The sequence below is a fragment of the Novipirellula galeiformis genome (assembly GCF_007860095.1).
Taxonomy (GTDB): Bacteria; Planctomycetota; Planctomycetia; order Pirellulales; family Pirellulaceae; genus Novipirellula; species Novipirellula galeiformis.
In genome coordinates, this window is sequence record NZ_SJPT01000001.1 from 1,213,044 (window position 1) to 1,231,267 (window position 18,224).

Here is an 18,224-nt window from a genome sequence, read left to right on the forward strand (position 1 = left end):
TGGTGTCGCGTCGCCGTCGTCACCCGGCGGCAACCCTCCGCGAGCGGAGCTTGGCTTGCCCGTAGCTCAAGCAGATGCCGCCATCGGCGGATCGCGTGGAGGCCGAGTCGTTGTAAACGCTAGAATCGGGTTGATCGGCGTGGGGATCTCGCCGTTTGGCCGGAATGGAAGCTTGTTTTTCTGGTTTTTACTGGCGGGGTGCTACACTCGGGATTCTCAAATCTCGACGGAGCAAGCACTCTCTCTACCGGCTCAATTATGCATTTGCAATCGTTTCTGTTGGTCGTCCTTTCGCTGAGTTGTGGTTCGCTGCCGGCGGGCGAAGTCGATCTGACGCGAGCGGTTGTGGCTACGTTGGGGATGATTGTGGCTTGGTGGATACTTTGCCATATCGCAGCCAGGACCACTTCGCAACAAGTGATTGCGGGAAATATCGAACCGATCCAAGGGGCTCAGTGGCTGGAAACGCAATTGGATGTGTTTCGCTGGCTCGGTCTCGGGGTCGTCGTGATGTGTTTAGCAGGCTTTGGCTTGGCGAGAAATCTTGATGCCATGCCCGTCATTCAAAACTCGATGTTTTTGCAGTCGTTGGTGCTGTTGTTTCCCGGGCTAGCGATTTCAGCGGCAAGTTGGTCTGCCGAGCATCGCTATGGCGTGTTGCTTGAATACGCTGACCGTGGCATTGTCACCCACCTTCGCAGTATCGTCAGTTCATTTCGTGGTGGGGTGGCTTGGTTGGTGGTTCCGATTTTGATGTTGTTAGCCAGTGCCGACGCCATCACGCGGTTGCCGATTAGCCAGCAACAAGCGGGATGGGTGATGGCGGGGGCGCTCGTTTTGTTTCTATGTGTGGGACTCCCTTGGTTGGCCTCTCGATTATTCAAAACAGGTCCACTGGATGGCGAAGCGGAGGCATGGGTGGCGAGTTTGTTGTCCGCCTCGGGTTTGCAGCGCACCAAGGCGGTTCGCTGGGATACGGAAGGGCGTTCCTTTAATGCCTTGATTACCGGTTTTGTTCCTCCGCTGCGAACGTTGTTGTTGTCGGATCGATTGCTCGACGAACTTCCTCGCGGACAGTTGGCGATGGTGGTGCTTCACGAAGCGGCTCATTTGCGTCGCCGTCATGTGCCGTTGCGAATGTTGTCGATTCTGCCCGCTTGGGGGGTGGGGGCGGGCGTCACGCGATTGGCTGGCGATGCGAGTTGGGCGATGGTGGCCGGAAGCGTCGTGGCAATCATCTTGACGCTGGGGGTTTTGCGTTTGATTGCCTATCGGACGGAGTTTGACGCCGATGTCCAAGCCTGTCGCTTGGCCGAGAAAATTGCACCGTCGGTGAGTGAGGTGCCCGAGAGCTATGCCGCGGCTGCCGAGGCGTTGAGCCGGGCGCTCATTCGAGTCACCGAAGATCATCCTGCCGCACGCAAACCCACATGGCTTCATCCCGGAGTCGTCGACCGAATTGAATGCATCCGCCGACAACGGATCATTCCCAACGTTAATAACGTGACCGCTGGGACCATGGCAAATCCGGTATAGCCGTGGATTTCCACCAAGGTGTGCATCGTTAGGGTGGACGCCATCGGTAACATGCACATGAACACGCTGGCAATCGAAAGCAGTCCGGTCACCAGCGTCAACCAGAATCCGAGCTGCAGCAGCGTATTGGATTGCTGCGTGCCGATCGCTTGACCGATCATCAAGATCCCTAGGATCGGTAGTGCGGTCACGACCCCGCCGCTAGCCATCATGTGCACGATCAGTGCCTTGCCCGATAAGTGACCGCCGGTGAGCGACGGCAATGCGGTGACGGCGAGCACGGCGGTGCAGACCACCGTCACGAGCAGGCAGATTCGAATCGCGAGTTTGATCATAGCGTCCAAGGCAAGGCTTCTTAGGCAATGCTTGTTTTGAAAGAGGCGGTGTGCGGTGTTTTTTTCAGACCGTGTGATGATTGCGGCGGGTGAAGCGTGAAGCCAAGGCTCCCACGCCGACGAGAAGGATCAGGCACAGCAACGCAATGGATGTCGCCATGATGTACTTGAACGAGGCGCGTCCCGCGAACAATTGGTTCCACATCAACGTTTGATTGGGATCAAGTCCTTGCAGCGAAGCCATCGTGATTCGTTCGCCTTGGTCGGGGCCAGGGCCTATCGATTGGACGGTCGATGCAAAGATCGCACTTTGCTCGCTGTGGCATTCGGTGCATCCACCGGCGCCAAGCGACCAACCCGCGGGACGCACGTTATGAGCGATCGGCCACGTCATCATTTCAATCGCATCGGTGTTTTTGATTTCATCGCGTGGCACTTGAGATAGCGAATTGCCCTCATCCGTACGGCGATAAACAAATCCGCTGGAGACGTAGACCGCGGTTTCGACGTTCAATTCTTTTTCGATCGCGGCGAGTGACGCCGAGACTTTCTCATGAAATAATTCGCGGCCGGCGGCATTCTGTGCCGCTGCCAATGTTTCGTGCTCTGCCGGTGTCAGTTCCGTTTCGGGTGCTTTGGCCCGCTCGTCACCGAGAATTTTCTTACGCTCGCTCGAGCTCAGTTTCGGCTTGATGATTTCTTTGACAAAGTCGCGGCGTACGCGCAGCGATTTACGCGTCAGGTCATACGTCGTTGCAGGGTCGAGTGGTTGGATTTTGCCTTCGCTGAACGTGCCCCAAAACGCGGGCCAGAGGGCGCGTTGCGGATAAATTTTTCCATCATCCCCTTTGCTGTAGATGGGCCCCGCAATGGACGGTAGTTCCAAACCGGTACGATGATCTTTTGACCCCAGTGAATGGGACAGGCTGGTCATGATTTGCATCGCCTGTTCGCGTGGTAAAGGGCCTCCGTGGCATGCGGTACACGCGAGTTTCTCGAAATGCAGAGGCGGCAGCCCTGCATGGTGAGGAAAGGGGGCGCCCAGACGTCCGGGGCGCGAGGCGATGGTGGACGAACCGGTTTGCTCGGATCCCATGTGACATCCGCTGCAAGAGAGTGTTTCGATTGTCGTGGCGCTGACCGACGACGGGTTGCTCTCGCCTGCAAAACCGCGAGTGGTGTGATGTTCAATGCCGTTGCGGTGACAATCAACGCACTGCATCCCGGCGCGAAGATGGACGTCTTCGTCATGCATCCAACGTAATTCGATCCCTTGATCGGTCACGGTTTGTTGGCTGTGGCATTGGAAGCACGCGTTGTTGCTCGGTTGCCGGACCAAGTCCATGAACACGGTGCCGTCGAGTTCAAAGCGGCGAGGATCGTAGGTGACTTTGGGAAGCTTCTGTTGCGTGGACTCGTCCGCGGGGTCCGCGTCATCCTTGATTCTAGAAACGCTGCCTTTCACGGTGCCAAGTCGGATTCCGGCGGTGGCGGCCCAGGCAAAGTTTTCGTCCTCAATTTGTTCGCGCCGTGAATTGAAGTCGTACACACCGCTGCTGGCATGACAGACCATGCAATCGATTTGCAGCGAACCGCTCAAGGGCCAGCGATTGGAGGTGGCGGCGTGGCGAGCTTCCTCGCGGCTGGTTTCGGCGGCGTCTCCATCCACCTGTGGGGCGACCGCGAAGCCTCCGCCTGGGACGCGGCTACCAAATTGGTGCGTCATGTCCCAGTGGCTGATTCCGAGATCCTGTGGGTTGAACGTTTGTTTCCAATCGCGATACGAGAGCGGGAGCTGCGTTCCGGTTCGAGGGTCGGTCCAAATCCAAGGCTCCCCTACGCGTCCGTCGACCGTGTCGTTCATGAAGGCATTGAAATGCCAACCGTGGGAAATGGTCTCGTAGTCATGGCAGCGACCGCATGTGTTCAGCGACGAGTAAGGTTGGTCGGATTCCGGAGTGATTTTGCGATTGTGGATGTCATACAGATCGATGTGGTGGATGTAGCGAGCATTTGAATCGCTATGAGCGTATTTAGTGGTTTGCCCATACAAGAGTTCAGGACTCGCTATGGTCATACTTCCTGCAATCAAAATCGCGTAAAAGCGGATTCCTGAGGACGTAGCAATACGGTGAGCAGCGCGGAGATTGCGGTAGCGGAACATCGGGTGGCCATCACTTGATGTTAGAAAAGTCAAAGACGTGCCGGGCGACAATGACGTGCCGGGCGACCGCCGATGATGCAAAGAGGACAAGGAACTGCAAAATGGTTTGAGCTTCGCTGGCATGCCGATCAAGCTGTCTTGGCTAAATCGCCCGCCGCTGAATCGTCTGCCTGTGGATGGGAAATGATCGGGGGAGGCCCCCGCGGGAGGCCCTGCATCCCATCACGACCGTAAATGCACCCTATTCACGATTCGCCGAATCCACCCCATAATTTTGCCTTGGCTAGTTTATAAACCTTTTACGCATGGAATTCGAGATGGGACGTTCAGGAGTGATCACTTTCAAAGGCAATCCAATGACTTTGGAAGGAAGCGATTTGGTCGTGGGAGCGACGGCACCTTCGTTTTCGTTGCACTATGCCGAAAATGGAATTCAGACGTTGACTCTTGACGATCTGAAAGGAAAACCCTCGATCATCAGCGTCGTGCCAAGTTTGGACACCCCAACTTGCGCAACGCAAACCAAGCGATTCAACGAAGAACTGGGTTCGCTCGGCGACAAAATCAACGCGGTCACCGTTAGCCGCGACTTGCCGTTCGCACAGGCTCGCTTTTGTGGCGCTGAAAATGTCAAGATGCGCACCGCGAGCGACTATCAAACTCACGCGTTCGGAACCGACTACGGTTTGACGATTGAGGAACTGAAGCTTTTGACACGAGCCGTCATCGTGTTGGATGCCGACGGCAAGGTGGCTTACAAGGAAGTGGTTGCCGAGGTTACCCAAGAGCCTGATTACAGTGCGGCGATGGCTGCACTGCGTATGTTGGTTTAGTTCGCTCCTCAGGCGTGGATGATTGAGATGACAAATGAATCCCCTTCGGTTGTAGTGGCGGCCTTGTACCGGTTCGTTTCGCTTCCGGATTACGTCGAGCTGAAGGCGCCGATACACGCTGAGATGGTTTCTTGCCATGTGCGTGGGACGTTGTTGCTTGCGGCCGAGGGGATTAATGGAACGATTGCGGGGTCGCGTGAAGGGATCGATACGTTGTTATCGATGCTTCGTTCGGACCCGCGATTAGCCGATCTCGAGGTCAAGGAATCCTTTTGCGATGAACTTCCGTTTAAACGCTCACGAGTGCGTTTGAAGAAAGAGATCGTCACGCTCGGTGTGGATGGCATCGACCCCAATGATGCGGTGGGGACCTATGTGGATCCCACTCAATGGAATGAATTGATCGGCGATCCCGATGTGTTGCTGATTGATACTCGAAATGATTATGAAGTGGCGATCGGCACTTTCGAAGGGGCAACGAATCCTGAGACCCATTCGTTTCGCCAGTTTCCTGATTACGTCGACGAGCACCTTGATCCTGAAAAACACACCAAGGTGGCGATGTTTTGCACCGGCGGGATCCGCTGTGAAAAATCAACGGCACTGTTGAAGCAACGCGGCTTCAAAGAGGTCTACCATCTGCGTGGTGGCATCCTTAAGTACCTCGAACAGGTGCCGCAGGAAGAGTCTCGCTGGAATGGCGACTGTTTTGTTTTCGACGAGCGAGTCGCGGTCGGCCATGGATTGAGTGTGAGTGAGCATGTATTGTGCTTTGCCTGCGGTTGGCCGGTCGATCGCGAAGCTCAGCAACATGCCGATTACCAACCGGGGGTTCATTGTCCGCAGTGTGTGGATAAAATTTCGGACGAGCAAAAGCGTCGTTTTGCCGAGCGGCAGCGGCAGCTCGAGCAAGCAAAGCAAAAAAGTTAGTCATTTTTTGCTGACATTTAAGGTCGCAGATTGGACCAAGAAGCTCGTTTAGTGCTCGATTAGCGATCGGTCGGTTGGGATCCTCGGGTTATCGATCGGTTTGGCTGGCGTCATCCTCCCCTCATCTGTTTAATGGCGGATGCGTTTTTTATGTGCAATGTGTTACAATGGACAACGACGTAATGATTGCATGAACTAGTTTGGATTACCGAGGAATTTAGATGGCGGATACGGAATCAGAAAACACATCTTTGGATACCGTGGTCGAAGGTCAAGTCGGGGTTGATGCAACAAAGATCGATCAACCTGTCGCTACGGAAGTCGTGGTTCCTGGTTTAACGCTAGCGGATGTGAAAGCATCGCCTGAGGATATCGACGCAGACGGATTTGTCAGCCTGTGGAACATCGCGTCGAACGCGTGCAACAAAAATACCATCGAAACGAGAGAGTTGGCCGCGAGATTGCTGTGCTTCTTGTGCCGAAAGCAATGCGACTTTGTGGTCACCAGCGGCAACAATGCCGAGTACCTTGACCAGTGGTTTGAGCGTGACAACAAGTTGCTGTACGACTGGAAACCCGAAAGCGAAACGGTCGATGTCGTGGCTCAGCACGCGGAAGTGCCTCACGATGCATTCGTTAGTTTTCTCGATAACAACAAGTTTGATCCGGCTGGGAAATACGCTGCAACGCGTGCCGTTCGCGTTCAATGGTTCCAGGAAATGTGGTGCGTTGGCTAGGTCGCGTTTGAGTGCACCTATGACGATCGCCGAACGCGTGATGCGTTCCGTTTCTAAGTAGGATTCGACATGTTGGAGGAGGCTGTTTCAAGGTCTCCGTGATCTCCGTTACCCCGGGCTCATTCCTAATCTCATGTCGAATCCACTCCGCCAACCAGCACCGCAACCAGATGGGTTGCCCCCAGTCCCCGCGAAGAAAAAAGGGGGGGCACTATTGGGCTGTCTGGGGGCGGTTGTCTTTTTCTTCGCATTGCTTCTCTGCGGTGGTGCTGGGGCGTATTGGTACTTCGCCGAGCAATTGGAAACGTTCACGGCGAGTGCGCCCGTCGAATTGCCCGTCGTGGAGTATGCGCCTGAGAAAATTGAAAAGCTTGAAGCTGAGATCGAGACATTCCGTCAATCGCTTGAGGCACCCGAGGCCCAGCACCAAGAGCTCGTCTTAACCGCCGATGACATCAATGCCTTGATCAGTAGGAACGAGGCGCTGCGTGGCAAGTTGCATGTCAATATCGTTGAGGGGCAAGTGATCGGTGACGTGAGTGTGCCGACCGATTCGATACCGGGAGGCGAAGGACGCTTTTTCAATGCGAAGGTTCGGTTTGATGTTTCGCTGGAAGAGGGCGAGGTGGTGATTTTGCTGGCTAGCGCAGAGGTCAAAGGCCGTGAAGTACCGAAGCCGATTGTCGACGCGATGGCGGGCCAGAATCTAGCCAAAGACTTGTACAAAAATCCAGAAGCGGCACAGTGGCTTGAGCGTTTCGAGAGTATCACGTTCGAGGAAGATCGCGTCAGGATTCGCGTCACAGCGGAGCCTGGAGTCGACCAGGGGGCGTTCGAAATGCCTGTGCGTTCGTTGCTCGCCCCCACCTCGGGTGCGATGCCCGTATCGTAGCATCTCGGCGGCTTAGTGTCTCGGTGTCGGAGCTGCAGCGAATGCTGAGTTGATTCAGCGGTCTGTTCTCGCTCAGATGATAGAGAGAGCGGATTTTGGGGGTGAATGAGTCCCGTCGGTTTGGGGGCGCTCGCTGTGCTATAAAAAGTTGTCGCTTAGGCGGCGCTGCATCAGAATCGGTCTTTACACGCGTTGGCTCAGTTCGCTAACGACGGTGTCATGGTTTCGAGTGGAGGAGAAGCGTGATGTCCCCTTTTCTATCGATCGTCGGGTTTGTGCTGGCCAACGTGTTGGTGGGTGGTGCGTCAGGGGGGCCCGCAAGCTTGGCGGAGCGCGTGGATCTGATCGAGCTGAATCACTTTGTCGATGAGAACGGCCGCGAAGTTTTTCAGCAGCTCATTTTCTATGATTGGTCAAAGCAAGAGAGGCGATTTCACGTTCGCGCCTGGCGTTTGATCAAGGGCCCCGAGCAATTGCCGGTTCGCCGCTGGAACCCAACGTTGTATGAGTGTGTTTGGCACGATGGCGGGGTCCGGAAAATGGTCACTGCGTCATCGATGCGAGAGACGTGGTCGCAAGAAGATCCGGAGCGAGCCAACCGCAGGTTCCTTGCCGAAGATCGGCGTATCCCGCTCTGGAGGCCTCGGGCGGCTCAAGGTAAGCGTGGGGCCACGCGGCGTTAGAACGCGTCGCGTCGATTGCACTGCAATGGGCCGGGGTTGCGCGGGCGGGGTGACTCCGCTTAGCGTTGCTCCACCCGTCCAGGCATGCGATCTAGGAAGTTGCGGGCGTGGTCAAGGATTTCGTCGTAGGAGTGGGTTTCCACATCTTCACCGATCAGTTCCACTTCGAGTGGGCCGTCGTAGTGGTACTCGTGAAGCGTTTCCAGGATCGTTCGCAATGGAACGCAACCATCGCCAAGCAAGCAGCGATTCATTTCGCCTAACGGCGAGTGTTTTGCATCACCGAGTTGAACGAGATGCAAGTGCGGCACCACGTCGGGTAGCCAGCGAACGACCTCTTCATCCATCCCGACATGATAGGTATCGAGAACGAGTCCGAGATTGGGGCTGTTGACCGTTTCAATGATGTCGAGTGTCGATTGCAAGTCGTTTACAAACGACCACTCATCGCCGCATCCCGGGTGGAAAGGTTCGAGTGATAAGCGAACCCCAAACTCTTCGGCGACGCCAGCGATCTCATGCAGTGCGTCGCAGAGAGTACGACGAGCATGGTTGCGAATGTGGTTGTTTTGCCCCCCGGCTAAAACGATCAAGGTTTCCGCTTTTAGGTTTGCCGCGTCGCGAACCGCATGGATTGCATCGGCAATGGCGTCGTCGGTCGCACGCCCGTCGCTGCCGGTGAAGCCGCCGACCCAAGAAAGTGAAGTGACCGACAGGTTTGCTTCGGCTAGTAGTTCAATCGTGCGATCCAGTCCGAAGTCTTCGAGCTTTGGGCGATAGACACCGATCCCGCTGAAGCCTCGCGATGCGTAGGCCTGCACATCTTCGGTGAAACTCCAGCGCAGTGTCGACAACTGGCTGATGGCAAGCGTGTTCTTCCGTGGGGGTTTGCTTGTCGAGAAGTGGTCCATTCCGATTTGGTTCTCAGTGAGTTTATTCGAACGAATGAATCCGGACGAATGTTTACAGAGTGCCCTGCGTCCATCGCGTGCGGGTCGCAGTATGGATAGCTGGCCCAATTTTGTAAAGATTCGTTTGCCCGCTTCATTCGCTATGGAATTCTTTTCAGTAAACAAAAAATATTCGTCGAAAACGAAGGGTTTTTGCTTACTTCATGTGCGGTAATCGGCGCCCTTGGCTCCGCGCGAGGGTCAGTTGATCATTCAACTCCTCAACGCTTAGAGATGCTATCGGAATGGTGATGAGGAACTGCGGGTCGATCTCACTACTGATCCGTCGCTTTGCTAGCTGTTCGACTTCTTCCTCTAACGCATCGAGCCATGCGGGGACATCGAGCCCAACTCCCGTGGGGTGTCGCGTCAGGATTTCGGATTCGGCTTCGAGTAATTCGAAGGCTCGGCTCGGCTGATTGTTCTCCGCATCTCGCATCGCAGGTCCGACCAGGGCTCGCATGCGATCGATGGTCATGGGTTGCACAAAGCGTTCCAGGATTCGGTCGGCGACGGTCGGCATTCGCATCGCATAGTCTTTTTGCATTTGCCGAAGCTTCTTGACGTAAATTTCGGCTTCGGAGTCGATGCGTTCACTGAGGCTGCGTCGCCATAGCACCGATGCGGCTTCGAGTCCGCTGCGAACGAGAACCTCGTGCGCCCACATCACCGGTTTTAGGTTCCATGCGATACGTTCATAGCGAACGCGCAAGCGGAGAAAGTCGAGGAACATATAGACAAGGTCGCCGCGATCGCTTTGCGTTGTGGTGCTATTGTAATCGAGGTACTCGGCGTGGTGGTCGATTAGCGATTCATAAACCAGGGTGATCGGGCGTTCCGCTCGCGAGATTTTCAAAGCCCCCGATTCGAGGTCTTGGAAAAGTTTTGTATCACAAAACTGATCGTCACCCTCTTGAATGACACGTTCGAGCCAGGCGTCGACGCCTTGGTGCAGGATCGCTCGGACATTACCAAGCTGCAAAAACATTTGCGTGAAAATGGGGTCACCGTACTCTTTGATGAACTCCACTAGCAGAGCCCATTTTTTGGGGTCGGTTACGGTTTCCAGCGGCGACAGGCGAAGCGTTTGGCTGTGCGCCAACCAGCTGCCTAGCAGTGTTTCGGTCAATCGCTCGAGTAAGGGGATCAGTGCATCGGCGAGCGCGTCTTCGTCGACGGGGGTGCCGCTGTTTTCGGAGTTGATGCGGACCGACTCGACGATCGAGGCGACGAGGGAACGAAAGCCGACTTGGAACAGTCCATCGAATTCGGTGACGGCGCCGATACCGATCGGATTGAGTTGTTCCATCTCGCGGGCGGTTTCGATCAACCGGCATGCCTCGGCAATCAAGCCGCGTCGCGGTAACCACAGCATCAGATGTCGCAGCACGCGTTGTCGCAATCGCGCGACATAGATTTTGACGGGATCGCCGCCACGTGAGAGCGGGATGTAGAGTAGGTTTTTGTCTCGAAGTGCAGCCAGGAAGGGGGGGAATTGCTGGCGTACTTCATCGCTATCACCACCGATCAGGGCGGCGAACATTTTGACGCTTTGGGCGTCATCTTCAAGCATTTCGTGATCGGGGTCGATCGAATTCCAGCTGGTCGTGGGGTGCGCGAGCAGCGAGCCGCAGACCAATCGTCGCGAATCGGACATCTCGACCGCCGTGCCGATGATGCGTTCCATCAATGAATCACGCAGGACTCGGTGTCGATCGTAGTTGCGCATCGATTCTTTGTCGCTGCCGCCCGGAGTGATCTTGTAGCGACGCACGGCATCAAGCAATTCGAGCAGACCGATGCGGTTTTCACGTGCCCGGGCGCCCCATGACTCGAGGGAATGCACGCGGTCGGGCAAGTCGCTCTCGTTTTGGTCCATCACGGCAATGTCCGCGGCGACCGCCCACATGCGAGCGAGCGATTGCAAGAAGCTAAGGTGCTCGGTCAGTCGCTTGGATTCGGCTTCGAGTTCATCGCGGCTCCCATCGTCGCCGTACTCGTAGATCGCGCCTTCGTTGCCATCGTCGGTTGTGTCGCGGTAGGACATGTCTTCATACGCGGCGTCGTAGAGACCTCCTTCGTCTTCACTCTCTTCCTCGATTTGCAGCAATTCGCGATCCCAGTCGCGATTTTTGGACGCGCCGGGCGATTGATCTAGGTTGAAATTTGGCGCCGACCAAAATGATTCGGCATTGGCTTCGAGGTAGTCAAAGAACTTGCGAACCAGAGGCCAGATCGCAGCGGTGTCTTTGCCGGCGGATTGTTTCAGCGCCGGTTGCACGTAGGCTTCGGCTTCGCCTTCGAGTGAAAAACGCAGACGCAATAACCAGCGTTCGGCGAGTCGCGGCAGCGAGCTTCCGCCCACGCGCAAACCAACGCGGTCGGCATTGTTAAGCCAGTACACTAGTAACGCCATCGCCGGAGTGAAGTCATCGCGATCGAGCAATGCCGAGATCACCAGCGCGTAGGCGCGTGGCGAGTCAAACATTTCAGCATGAGGCGCCCAGAACGCGATGTTGCCAGCCTCGGCACCCCCTTCGTGCCACAGCCGGAGCGCTCGGGCGACAAGTTTTGCTGAGTCGTAGGACTCCAGTGGGTCGACCGCTTCGATCGAATCGATCGTGTGCGCTGCGAATTGACGCCACCACTCGGCCATCTCGCGATAGCGAAGCTCCATCTCGTCGTAGGCGGCTTGGTTATTCTGAGCTGCCGCTTCGCTCCAAACTCGAGCCATGTAGCTAAAGATTTGCTCGATCATGAATAGCAAATCGTCGACACGGGCGTCGTGGACGCTGCACTCGGGACTCGGGTAGAGGCTGAAATTGCCGCCAAAACCAAGGATGTCCCAAGGGTCGATCACGGCGCCACATTCGATCGAACGCCGCAACAAATCAAAGGACTCCGAGGGAACTCGCAGTGCGTCTTCGAGTTTTCCGGCGCGCAGGGCTCGCAGCCCTAGTGTGATGTCGCAATCGATCCGGCAAAACATTCTCGCCGAAGCCGCCGGAACGGTGTCGGCTTGGCGTTTCGCCGCATCGGGATACCCCATGCGTGCATACATGCGAGCGAGTTGGACATGCTGCACTTGAACGGCGCGGCGTTCGGCGAGCGCCGCGTTAAGGTGTTGTCGCACCGCGCCGAAGGGTTGCCGTCGCATCTGTTGTTCGCGCGCCAAGCGTTCGGCGTGTTCCCCGGTGAGTTGTTGAAGACGGTCTTCGTAAAACGCATCACGGTACAACGCAATCGGCTTCATCAGCGATGTCAATGTAATGTCGCTGGTGTAGGCGCCTGGGCCCCAGCCGCTAATGCCTGAGGCCATCAGGATCGTGCCCGCCAGTACCGTGGCCGCTTCGGATAGCAGTTCCGCAGGATCGATCTCGCTTGGTTCTCGCAGTCGGCTTAGCAGCGCATCGAGTGTGACTTGGCGCAACACGAAGCGGTTAAAATAGCCGTCGAGGGTGATCGAGCGTGTGTCCCAGCCACCAAAGTGATAGTTCGGCCGCCGGTTGACGGGGTGGTCAAAGTCAAAGGCGCGAGGATCGAGCGAGAGTTCGTCAACGCGGTCGAGGTCAAACGCGGCGGCGCGAAGGATCTCGGGGTCGGTGTTCCGCAACACTTCGATCGCGGAAGCGATGATCTTGTGGTAGGGGCCCGCGGAAATGCCAGCCCCAGCGATATACAGCGGAATGGGACGCACGAATTCGTGCGGATAGGGTTCGCAACGACGATTTTCGAGCACCGGCACAGGGCGATAGCCGACGTAGTCGTTGAGTTGTTCGATGGCCATCTCGACAATGGCATCGTCGCTGAGGGGGGAATCTTGTTTGCCGAACGCAATCGCCAAAATGACATCGGCGGCGCGTCCCATGAAAAAGCCGTTGAACAACAGCTCGGGTTGTTGATGGAACAACAAATCGCGGTGGTAGTCGACGTAGGCTGGAAGCAGATCGCTCCACAGGATCTTGACAACACGCTTGGCCTGGCTGGTGTCGCGAAACGCGCTTTGACTGGCCTGTAGCGAGTCAAGGGTCTCGTTCATCCAGTCCTTGAGCACCAACCAAGCGGGCGGGCCGCTGAGCGGATCGCCCGCCGATGCCTGTTGATAGACTTGGTTCCAAGCGGCGAAGGTCGCTGGGTCGCTGGTACCGGACGAAAAGTTTAGATAGCCCGCCAGTCGCCGAAGCGGTTCAGTGATTGCATCGGGTGGCGAAAGTGTTGACATCTCGTTGGGCACGTTTCAGGAAGAAAGCGTCGGTGGGTAGAAAGTCATTGCGGGGGGGCGAGATGTGGGATTGGTTTCCAAGAGGAGCCGCGTCTGATTCGGCCTCTCGCAGACCGCTCCCACTAATTTCTCACTCGTTGCTCAGCCTTTCTTCTTCTTTTTTGCGACCGCCTTCTTCTTGGTTGTTTTCTTGGCCGTTGCGGTAGCGGCTTTTACTTTGCTTACGGTTTTCTTCTTGCTGGTCTTAGGGGGCGACTTCTTCGCGGCGGATTTCTTGGCGACCTTCTTGCTGGTGGCTTTCTTCTTTTTCGTCGTGCCACCAAAGATGGAGCTCCAACCGTCCGAATACTTTTCGTTTGTGCCGACTCGAAGAATGGTCATCTGATTTGTCTTTGTTTTGTAGGGGTGCGTGAATCGCAAGTGGGAAGCGGGGCAACACAAGGGGCCGCCGCTTCGTGAATTAAAACGTGGCTGACGCGCCGGACGCGTCAGCCGAATGAACAACAGGAGGCGATGGGATTATCCCGCGTGAATGCTCTTGTAACGTGCTCGCTTGGAGGCGTCGTCTGGATCGTCTCCCATTCGCTCGCGTAGGTTTCGTTCGTAGATATCGAAGTTTCCTTCGCACCACGTCAGTTTTCCGTCACCTTCAAACGCCAGGATATGGGTTGCGAGTCGATCAAGGAACCAGCGGTCATGGCTGGTAACGACGACGCAGCCTGCGAAATTCTCAATCGCCTCTTCCAACGCACGCAACGTGTCGACGTCGAGGTCATTGGTCGGTTCATCCAACAGCAACACATTACAACCTTTACGGAGCAAGGTTGCCAAGTGGACTCGATTGCGTTCTCCACCGGAAAGGTTGCCGACTTTCTTTTCTTGGTCGGGGCCCTTGAAGTTGAAACGTGACACGTAGGAGCGGGACGCGATGCTGCGTCCGCCCATATCCAAGTGATCGTGTCCACCACTGATTTCTTGGAAAACCGTTTTGTTGGGATCGAGCGCGTCGCGACTCTGGTCAACGTAGCCGAGGTCCACCGTTTCACCCACGCGGATCGTTCCCGAATCGGGGGTATCTTGGCCGGTGAGCATGCGGAATAGCGTCGTTTTTCCGGCGCCGTTAGGGCCAATCACGCCCACGATACCGCCTGGGGGCAGGCGGAACGAAAGGTTGTCGATCAGCACTTTATCGCCGAAGGCTTTGTGAACGCCGGTGCCTTCGATGACGAGGTCGCCCAAGTGGCGTCCCGGCGGAATTTGGATTTCAAGCTCGTCAGGTTTGTCCTCGTAAGATTGCGCCGACATTTCTTCGTACGACTTGATGCGAGCTTTGCTTTTGGCTTGTCGCGCCTTCGGGCTCATGCGAATCCACTCCAGCTCGCGAGCCAGTGTTTTGTCACGCGCTTTTTGAGTGCGTTGCTCGACGGCCAGTCGTTTGGCGCGTGCGTCGAGCCATGCCGTGTAGTTACCTTCAAAGGGAATGCCTTGGCCGCGATCGATTTCCAGAATCCACTGCGCCACATTGTCGAGGAAGTAGCGATCGTGGGTAACCGCGACGACGGTTCCGCTGTAGCGTGCCAGGTGTTGCTCGAGCCACGATACCGATTCGGCATCAAGGTGGTTGGTCGGTTCGTCCAACAGCAACAGGTCGGGTTGGCGAATCAGCAGTTGGCACATTGCCACGCGGCGACGCTCGCCCCCGGAAAGCTTCGTGATCTCGGCATCGCCGGGTGGCAAGTTCATTACCGCCATTGCTGTTTCTACTTGGCGATCGAGTTCCCACAGGTTTTGGGTGTCGATAATGTCCTGCAGTTTCGCCATCTCGTCACAGAGCTTCATCATCTCCTTGTCGTCGCTGACATCGCCCAGCAGCACGCTGATTTCGTTGTAGCGGTCGAGGATCGCCTGGCGGTCGGCAACGGCGGTTTGCACGTTTTCAAAGACCGTCTTGGTGGGGTCCAGCGGTGGTTCTTGCTCCAGGTATCCGACACTGAAGCCATTGCCTAAGCGCGCGGTCCCTTCGAACTCGGTGTCTTGACCCGCCATGATCCGCAACAGCGTGGATTTACCCGCGCCATTGGGGCCGAGGACTCCAATCTTTGCACCTGGGTAAAACGCCAAGTTAACCTCATTGAGCACGACTTTCTGGCCGTGCTTTTTGGTTAGATTCGTAACTTGGTAAATGAATTGTCCAGCCATGGGGAATTTTGAAGTTGAGAGTGAAGAGGGGTGGAAGTGAGACCGAAGGAACTTGAGGGTGGGGGGATGCACCGTTCGCCATGCAAGCTGCGTTTATTCCCATTCAATGGTGGCAGGCGGCTTGCTGCTAATGTCGTAGCAAACGCGGTTGATCCCCGCGACTTCGTTAATGATGCGTGTGCTCATTCGTGCGAGCAAGTCGTACGGTAATCGGCTCCAGTCCGCCGTCATGAAGTCGTCGGTCTTGACGCTGCGGATCGCAATCGCGTTGTCATACGTGCGTGCGTCGCCCATCACACCGACACTTTGCACCGGCAGCAAAACCGCGAACGATTGGCTGGTTTCACGATACAGACCGGCGTTGATGATTTCTTCGACGACGATCGAATCGGCTTCGCGAAGGACTTGCAATTTTTCGCGGGTGACTTCGCCCAGGCAACGCACCGCCAAGCCTGGGCCTGGGAACGGATGCCGCCAAACCAGTGATTCAGGAAGGCCAAGTTCGAGCCCCAGTTGTCGCACTTCGTCTTTGAATAAATCACGCAGCGGTTCGATTAGCTCGAACCCAAGTTCGTCCGGCAGTCCGCCGACGTTGTGGTGCAGTTTGATGGTTGCGGCGGGCCCATCCGGGTCAGCACCACTTTCGATCACATCGGGATAAAGCGTGCCTTGGGCGAGAAAGTGAGCGTCTTTAATCTTTGTCGCTTCCGCCTTGAAGCAATCGATGAACGCGTAGCCAATGCGGCGACGTTTTTCCTGGGGTTCACTGATCCCTTCGAGGGTCGCCATGAATTGTTCTTCGGCGTCGACGACATGCAGGTCGGTTTTGAAGTGATCGCCAAACTCGCGAATCACCATCGCTTGCTCGTCTTTGCGCAGCAGACCATTGTCGATCAGGATACAGGAGAGTTGCGGGCCAATGGCTTTGTAGAGCAGTGCCGCAACGACCGAAGAATCGACGCCGCCGCTAAGTCCACAGATCACTCGTCGGTCGCCAACGAGTTGCCGCACGTGATCAATTGCCGCTTGGGCAAAGTCACCGAGTTGCCAGGTGCCCTCACATCCACAAATATCGATGACAAAGTTCTTCAGGATTTGTCCGCCTTGAGGCGTGTGCGTTACTTCAGGATGAAATTGCATCCCAAAGATCGGCAGCGTGCGATGTGCGATCGCGGCGTAGGGGCAGGTGCTGGTTTGGGCAAGCGGTTCAAACACTTCGGAGACAGACGAAATCTGGTCGCCATGGCTCATCCACACCTCGATATCGCCGTTCAAATCGCGGAACAGCGATTCGTTATTGCGAATCGTGCAGTTGGCGCGGCCGTATTCGCGACTGGGCGTGTTGTCCACCTTTCCGCCCAACGCGGCACAGACCAATTGCATGCCGTAGCAAATTCCCAGCACCGGGATGCCAAGTTCGAACAGTTTGGGATCGCATTTGGGAGCTCCGTCGACATAAACGCTCGACGGACCGCCGGATAAGATAATCCCTTTGGGATTCAGTTCGGCGATTCGATCTGCGGCGATGTCATGACGCAGGATCTGGCAATAAACATTTTGTTCCCGAACGCGTCGGGCAATCAATTGTGCGGTCTGTGAGCCAAAATCGAGTACCACGATCCGCTGTGCGGTCAGGCTATCGGACGTGAGTTCAGCTACGGAGAGAGTCGTATCGGCCATCGCAACGCTTGGGTTGTTTCCGCTCAATGGAGGCATCAATACAGGATGCCTTTTCGGGCTAGCGGAATGAGTGGTGTCGCAGGAAAGAATCATGAAGTGTAGAAAATGCCACATTGATACCCAAGGGGCCTGGGTGAAATCGTTCGGCGACAGGGCCTTTTCAGTGCTTGGGTACGTTCTATGACGGACTCTGCGTCCTTCCTACTCGATAAAACGATCGCAATGAGAATTTTATTAACCAATGATGACGGTGTGTTTGCTCCTGGTTTGGCTGCGCTCGGGCAGCAACTTCGCCATCTGGGCGAGGTTGTCGTCGTGGCGCCAGCGACGGAGCAGAGTGGCGTGGGGCATTCGATCACCTTTTTGTCACCGTTAACCTGTAAATCGATTCGCCGGGATGGCCAACATTGGGCTTGGGCCGTCGATGGATCGCCCGCCGATTGCGTGAAATTAGCGATCGCGGAACTGTTTAAGGATGATCCCATCGATTTGGTGGTCAGCGGGATCAACAACGGGCTCAATGCGGGAGTCAACGTTTTGTACTCTGGTACGGTGGCCGCGGCGATCGAAGGCGCCTTTTTCGGAGTCACCAGCGTGGCTGTCTCGCTGGAATACGATCCCGATGCCGATTTCCAAGCCGCGGCGGTGATTGCTCGCGATGTCGTGGGCGGATTGGTCAAGCGTCCCGAAGCGAGCGGGCGATTGTTTAATTTGAACATCCCCACCGCGGCGACGCTTTCGCCGCCCCATCTGTCCATCGTCCCAATGGGACTTGCTCAGTATGGCCGGATGTATGAAAAACGCCAAGATCCGGGGGGGCGTGACTACTACTGGGCGTTGTGGTCGGAACCGGAAAAACCGCCCGCGGAGCATTCTGACGTGACGGCCTTGCGGAATGGCAATGTGACGCTGACGCCGCTTCAATTTGATCTCACCGTCCAGCCGTTGCTCGAATCGATGGACGATTGGGAGCTCGAGCTCTAACGGACCCTTTTGGGTTTCGCCGCTTGCGGCTAATATTTTGCTTGTTGCAGCCGTTCCCCGCACGGGGCGGATTGCGAGC

At 56.1% G+C, this 18,224-nt stretch carries 14 protein-coding genes; 7 read left to right on the plus strand and 7 right to left on the minus strand.

Annotation, left to right across the window (positions count from 1 at the left end; all coding sequences use genetic code 11):
* The first annotated feature begins 258 nt into the window (after positions 1 to 258).
* On the plus strand, positions 259 to 1,536 hold the full coding sequence (locus tag Pla52o_RS04395; protein WP_146593317.1) for a M48 family metalloprotease: 1,278 nt from the start codon (positions 259 to 261) through the stop codon (positions 1,534 to 1,536).
* Here Pla52o_RS04395 and Pla52o_RS04400 read toward each other — a convergent pair.
* Together Pla52o_RS04400 and Pla52o_RS04405 are read right to left on the minus strand one after the other, a co-directional pair.
* A complete protein-coding gene (locus Pla52o_RS04400; RefSeq protein WP_197168984.1) occupies positions 1,437 to 1,871 on the minus strand; it encodes a hypothetical protein in 435 nt (144 codons plus the stop codon). The two genes, Pla52o_RS04395 and Pla52o_RS04400, sit on opposite strands and share 100 nt — an antisense overlap.
* A 64-nt stretch (positions 1,872 to 1,935) precedes the next feature.
* Entirely contained in the window at positions 1,936 to 3,948 is a 2,013-nt protein-coding gene (locus tag Pla52o_RS04405; protein ID WP_197168985.1) for a multiheme c-type cytochrome, read from the minus strand.
* 404 nt (positions 3,949 to 4,352) lie between these two features.
* Between Pla52o_RS04405 and tpx the strand changes: the two genes are divergently transcribed.
* From tpx to Pla52o_RS04430, 5 genes are all read left to right on the plus strand, one after another.
* Positions 4,353 to 4,868, plus strand: a complete 516-nt coding sequence (gene tpx / locus Pla52o_RS04410) for a thiol peroxidase (protein WP_146593318.1) — start codon at positions 4,353 to 4,355, stop codon at positions 4,866 to 4,868.
* An 18-nt stretch (positions 4,869 to 4,886) separates the two neighbouring features.
* Positions 4,887 to 5,798: an oxygen-dependent tRNA uridine(34) hydroxylase TrhO gene (gene trhO / locus Pla52o_RS04415; protein WP_146593319.1), complete on the plus strand. Its 912-nt coding sequence runs from the start codon at positions 4,887 to 4,889 to the stop codon at positions 5,796 to 5,798.
* 221 nt (positions 5,799 to 6,019) lie between these two features.
* Complete coding sequence (locus Pla52o_RS04420; RefSeq protein ID WP_146593320.1) at positions 6,020 to 6,535, plus strand: hypothetical protein; 516 nt, start codon at positions 6,020 to 6,022, stop codon at positions 6,533 to 6,535.
* A 133-nt stretch (positions 6,536 to 6,668) separates the two neighbouring features.
* A complete protein-coding gene (locus tag Pla52o_RS04425; protein ID WP_146593321.1) occupies positions 6,669 to 7,427 on the plus strand; it encodes a hypothetical protein in 759 nt (252 codons plus the stop codon).
* Between the two features lie 245 nt (positions 7,428 to 7,672).
* Positions 7,673 to 8,110 carry a hypothetical protein gene (locus tag Pla52o_RS04430; RefSeq protein WP_146593322.1) on the plus strand — a complete coding sequence of 146 codons (438 nt, stop codon included), beginning with the start codon at positions 7,673 to 7,675 and terminating at the stop codon, positions 8,108 to 8,110.
* Positions 8,111 to 8,169: 59 nt separating this feature from the next.
* Here the strand turns inward: Pla52o_RS04430 and Pla52o_RS04435 are convergent, their stop codons facing one another.
* The 5 genes from Pla52o_RS04435 to guaA form a co-directional block, all read right to left on the minus strand.
* Complete coding sequence (locus tag Pla52o_RS04435; RefSeq protein ID WP_146593323.1) at positions 8,170 to 9,021, minus strand: sugar phosphate isomerase/epimerase family protein; 852 nt, start codon at positions 9,019 to 9,021, stop codon at positions 8,170 to 8,172.
* 196 nt (positions 9,022 to 9,217) lie between these two features.
* The gene (locus Pla52o_RS04440) at positions 9,218 to 13,282 is read right to left on the minus strand and encodes a hypothetical protein (protein WP_146593324.1); all 4,065 of its coding nucleotides are present in this window, start codon (positions 13,280 to 13,282) and stop codon (positions 9,218 to 9,220) included.
* A 141-nt stretch (positions 13,283 to 13,423) separates the two neighbouring features.
* Complete coding sequence (locus Pla52o_RS04445) at positions 13,424 to 13,663, minus strand: hypothetical protein (protein ID WP_146593325.1); 240 nt, start codon at positions 13,661 to 13,663, stop codon at positions 13,424 to 13,426.
* A 138-nt stretch (positions 13,664 to 13,801) separates the two neighbouring features.
* Positions 13,802 to 15,481, minus strand: a complete 1,680-nt coding sequence (ettA, locus tag Pla52o_RS04450; protein WP_146593326.1) for an energy-dependent translational throttle protein EttA — start codon at positions 15,479 to 15,481, stop codon at positions 13,802 to 13,804.
* A 93-nt stretch (positions 15,482 to 15,574) separates the two neighbouring features.
* Entirely contained in the window at positions 15,575 to 17,197 is a 1,623-nt protein-coding gene (gene guaA, locus Pla52o_RS04455; protein WP_449289954.1) for a glutamine-hydrolyzing GMP synthase, read from the minus strand.
* 186 nt (positions 17,198 to 17,383) lie between these two features.
* On the opposite strand from guaA, the gene surE reads away from it, so the two are divergent.
* Positions 17,384 to 18,145 (plus strand): 5'/3'-nucleotidase SurE, encoded by a 762-nt coding sequence (gene surE, locus Pla52o_RS04460; RefSeq protein WP_146593327.1) that lies wholly within the window; start codon positions 17,384 to 17,386, stop codon positions 18,143 to 18,145.
* Positions 18,146 to 18,224: the final 79 nt, after the last annotated feature.

What these genes read in the sequence shown, in the direction of transcription:
- Pla52o_RS04395 (WP_146593317.1), top strand. Translation starts at nt 259, where the DNA reads ATGCATTTGCAATCGTTTCTGTTGGTCGTCCTTTCGCTGAGTTGTGGT.
- Pla52o_RS04400 (WP_197168984.1), bottom strand. Translation starts at nt 1,871, where the DNA reads ATGATCAAACTCGCGATTCGAATCTGCCTGCTCGTGACGGTGGTCTGC.
- Pla52o_RS04405 (WP_197168985.1), bottom strand. Translation starts at nt 3,948, where the DNA reads ATGACCATAGCGAGTCCTGAACTCTTGTATGGGCAAACCACTAAATAC.
- tpx (WP_146593318.1), top strand. Translation starts at nt 4,353, where the DNA reads ATGGGACGTTCAGGAGTGATCACTTTCAAAGGCAATCCAATGACTTTG.
- trhO (WP_146593319.1), top strand. Translation starts at nt 4,887, where the DNA reads ATGATTGAGATGACAAATGAATCCCCTTCGGTTGTAGTGGCGGCCTTG.
- Pla52o_RS04420 (WP_146593320.1), top strand. Translation starts at nt 6,020, where the DNA reads ATGGCGGATACGGAATCAGAAAACACATCTTTGGATACCGTGGTCGAA.
- Pla52o_RS04425 (WP_146593321.1), top strand. Translation starts at nt 6,669, where the DNA reads ATGTCGAATCCACTCCGCCAACCAGCACCGCAACCAGATGGGTTGCCC.
- Pla52o_RS04430 (WP_146593322.1), top strand. Translation starts at nt 7,673, where the DNA reads ATGTCCCCTTTTCTATCGATCGTCGGGTTTGTGCTGGCCAACGTGTTG.
- Pla52o_RS04435 (WP_146593323.1), bottom strand. Translation starts at nt 9,021, where the DNA reads ATGGACCACTTCTCGACAAGCAAACCCCCACGGAAGAACACGCTTGCC.
- Pla52o_RS04440 (WP_146593324.1), bottom strand. Translation starts at nt 13,282, where the DNA reads ATGTCAACACTTTCGCCACCCGATGCAATCACTGAACCGCTTCGGCGA.
- Pla52o_RS04445 (WP_146593325.1), bottom strand. Translation starts at nt 13,663, where the DNA reads ATGACCATTCTTCGAGTCGGCACAAACGAAAAGTATTCGGACGGTTGG.
- ettA (WP_146593326.1), bottom strand. Translation starts at nt 15,481, where the DNA reads ATGGCTGGACAATTCATTTACCAAGTTACGAATCTAACCAAAAAGCAC.
- guaA (WP_449289954.1), bottom strand. Translation starts at nt 17,197, where the DNA reads ATGCCTCCATTGAGCGGAAACAACCCAAGCGTTGCGATGGCCGATACG.
- surE (WP_146593327.1), top strand. Translation starts at nt 17,384, where the DNA reads ATGAGAATTTTATTAACCAATGATGACGGTGTGTTTGCTCCTGGTTTG.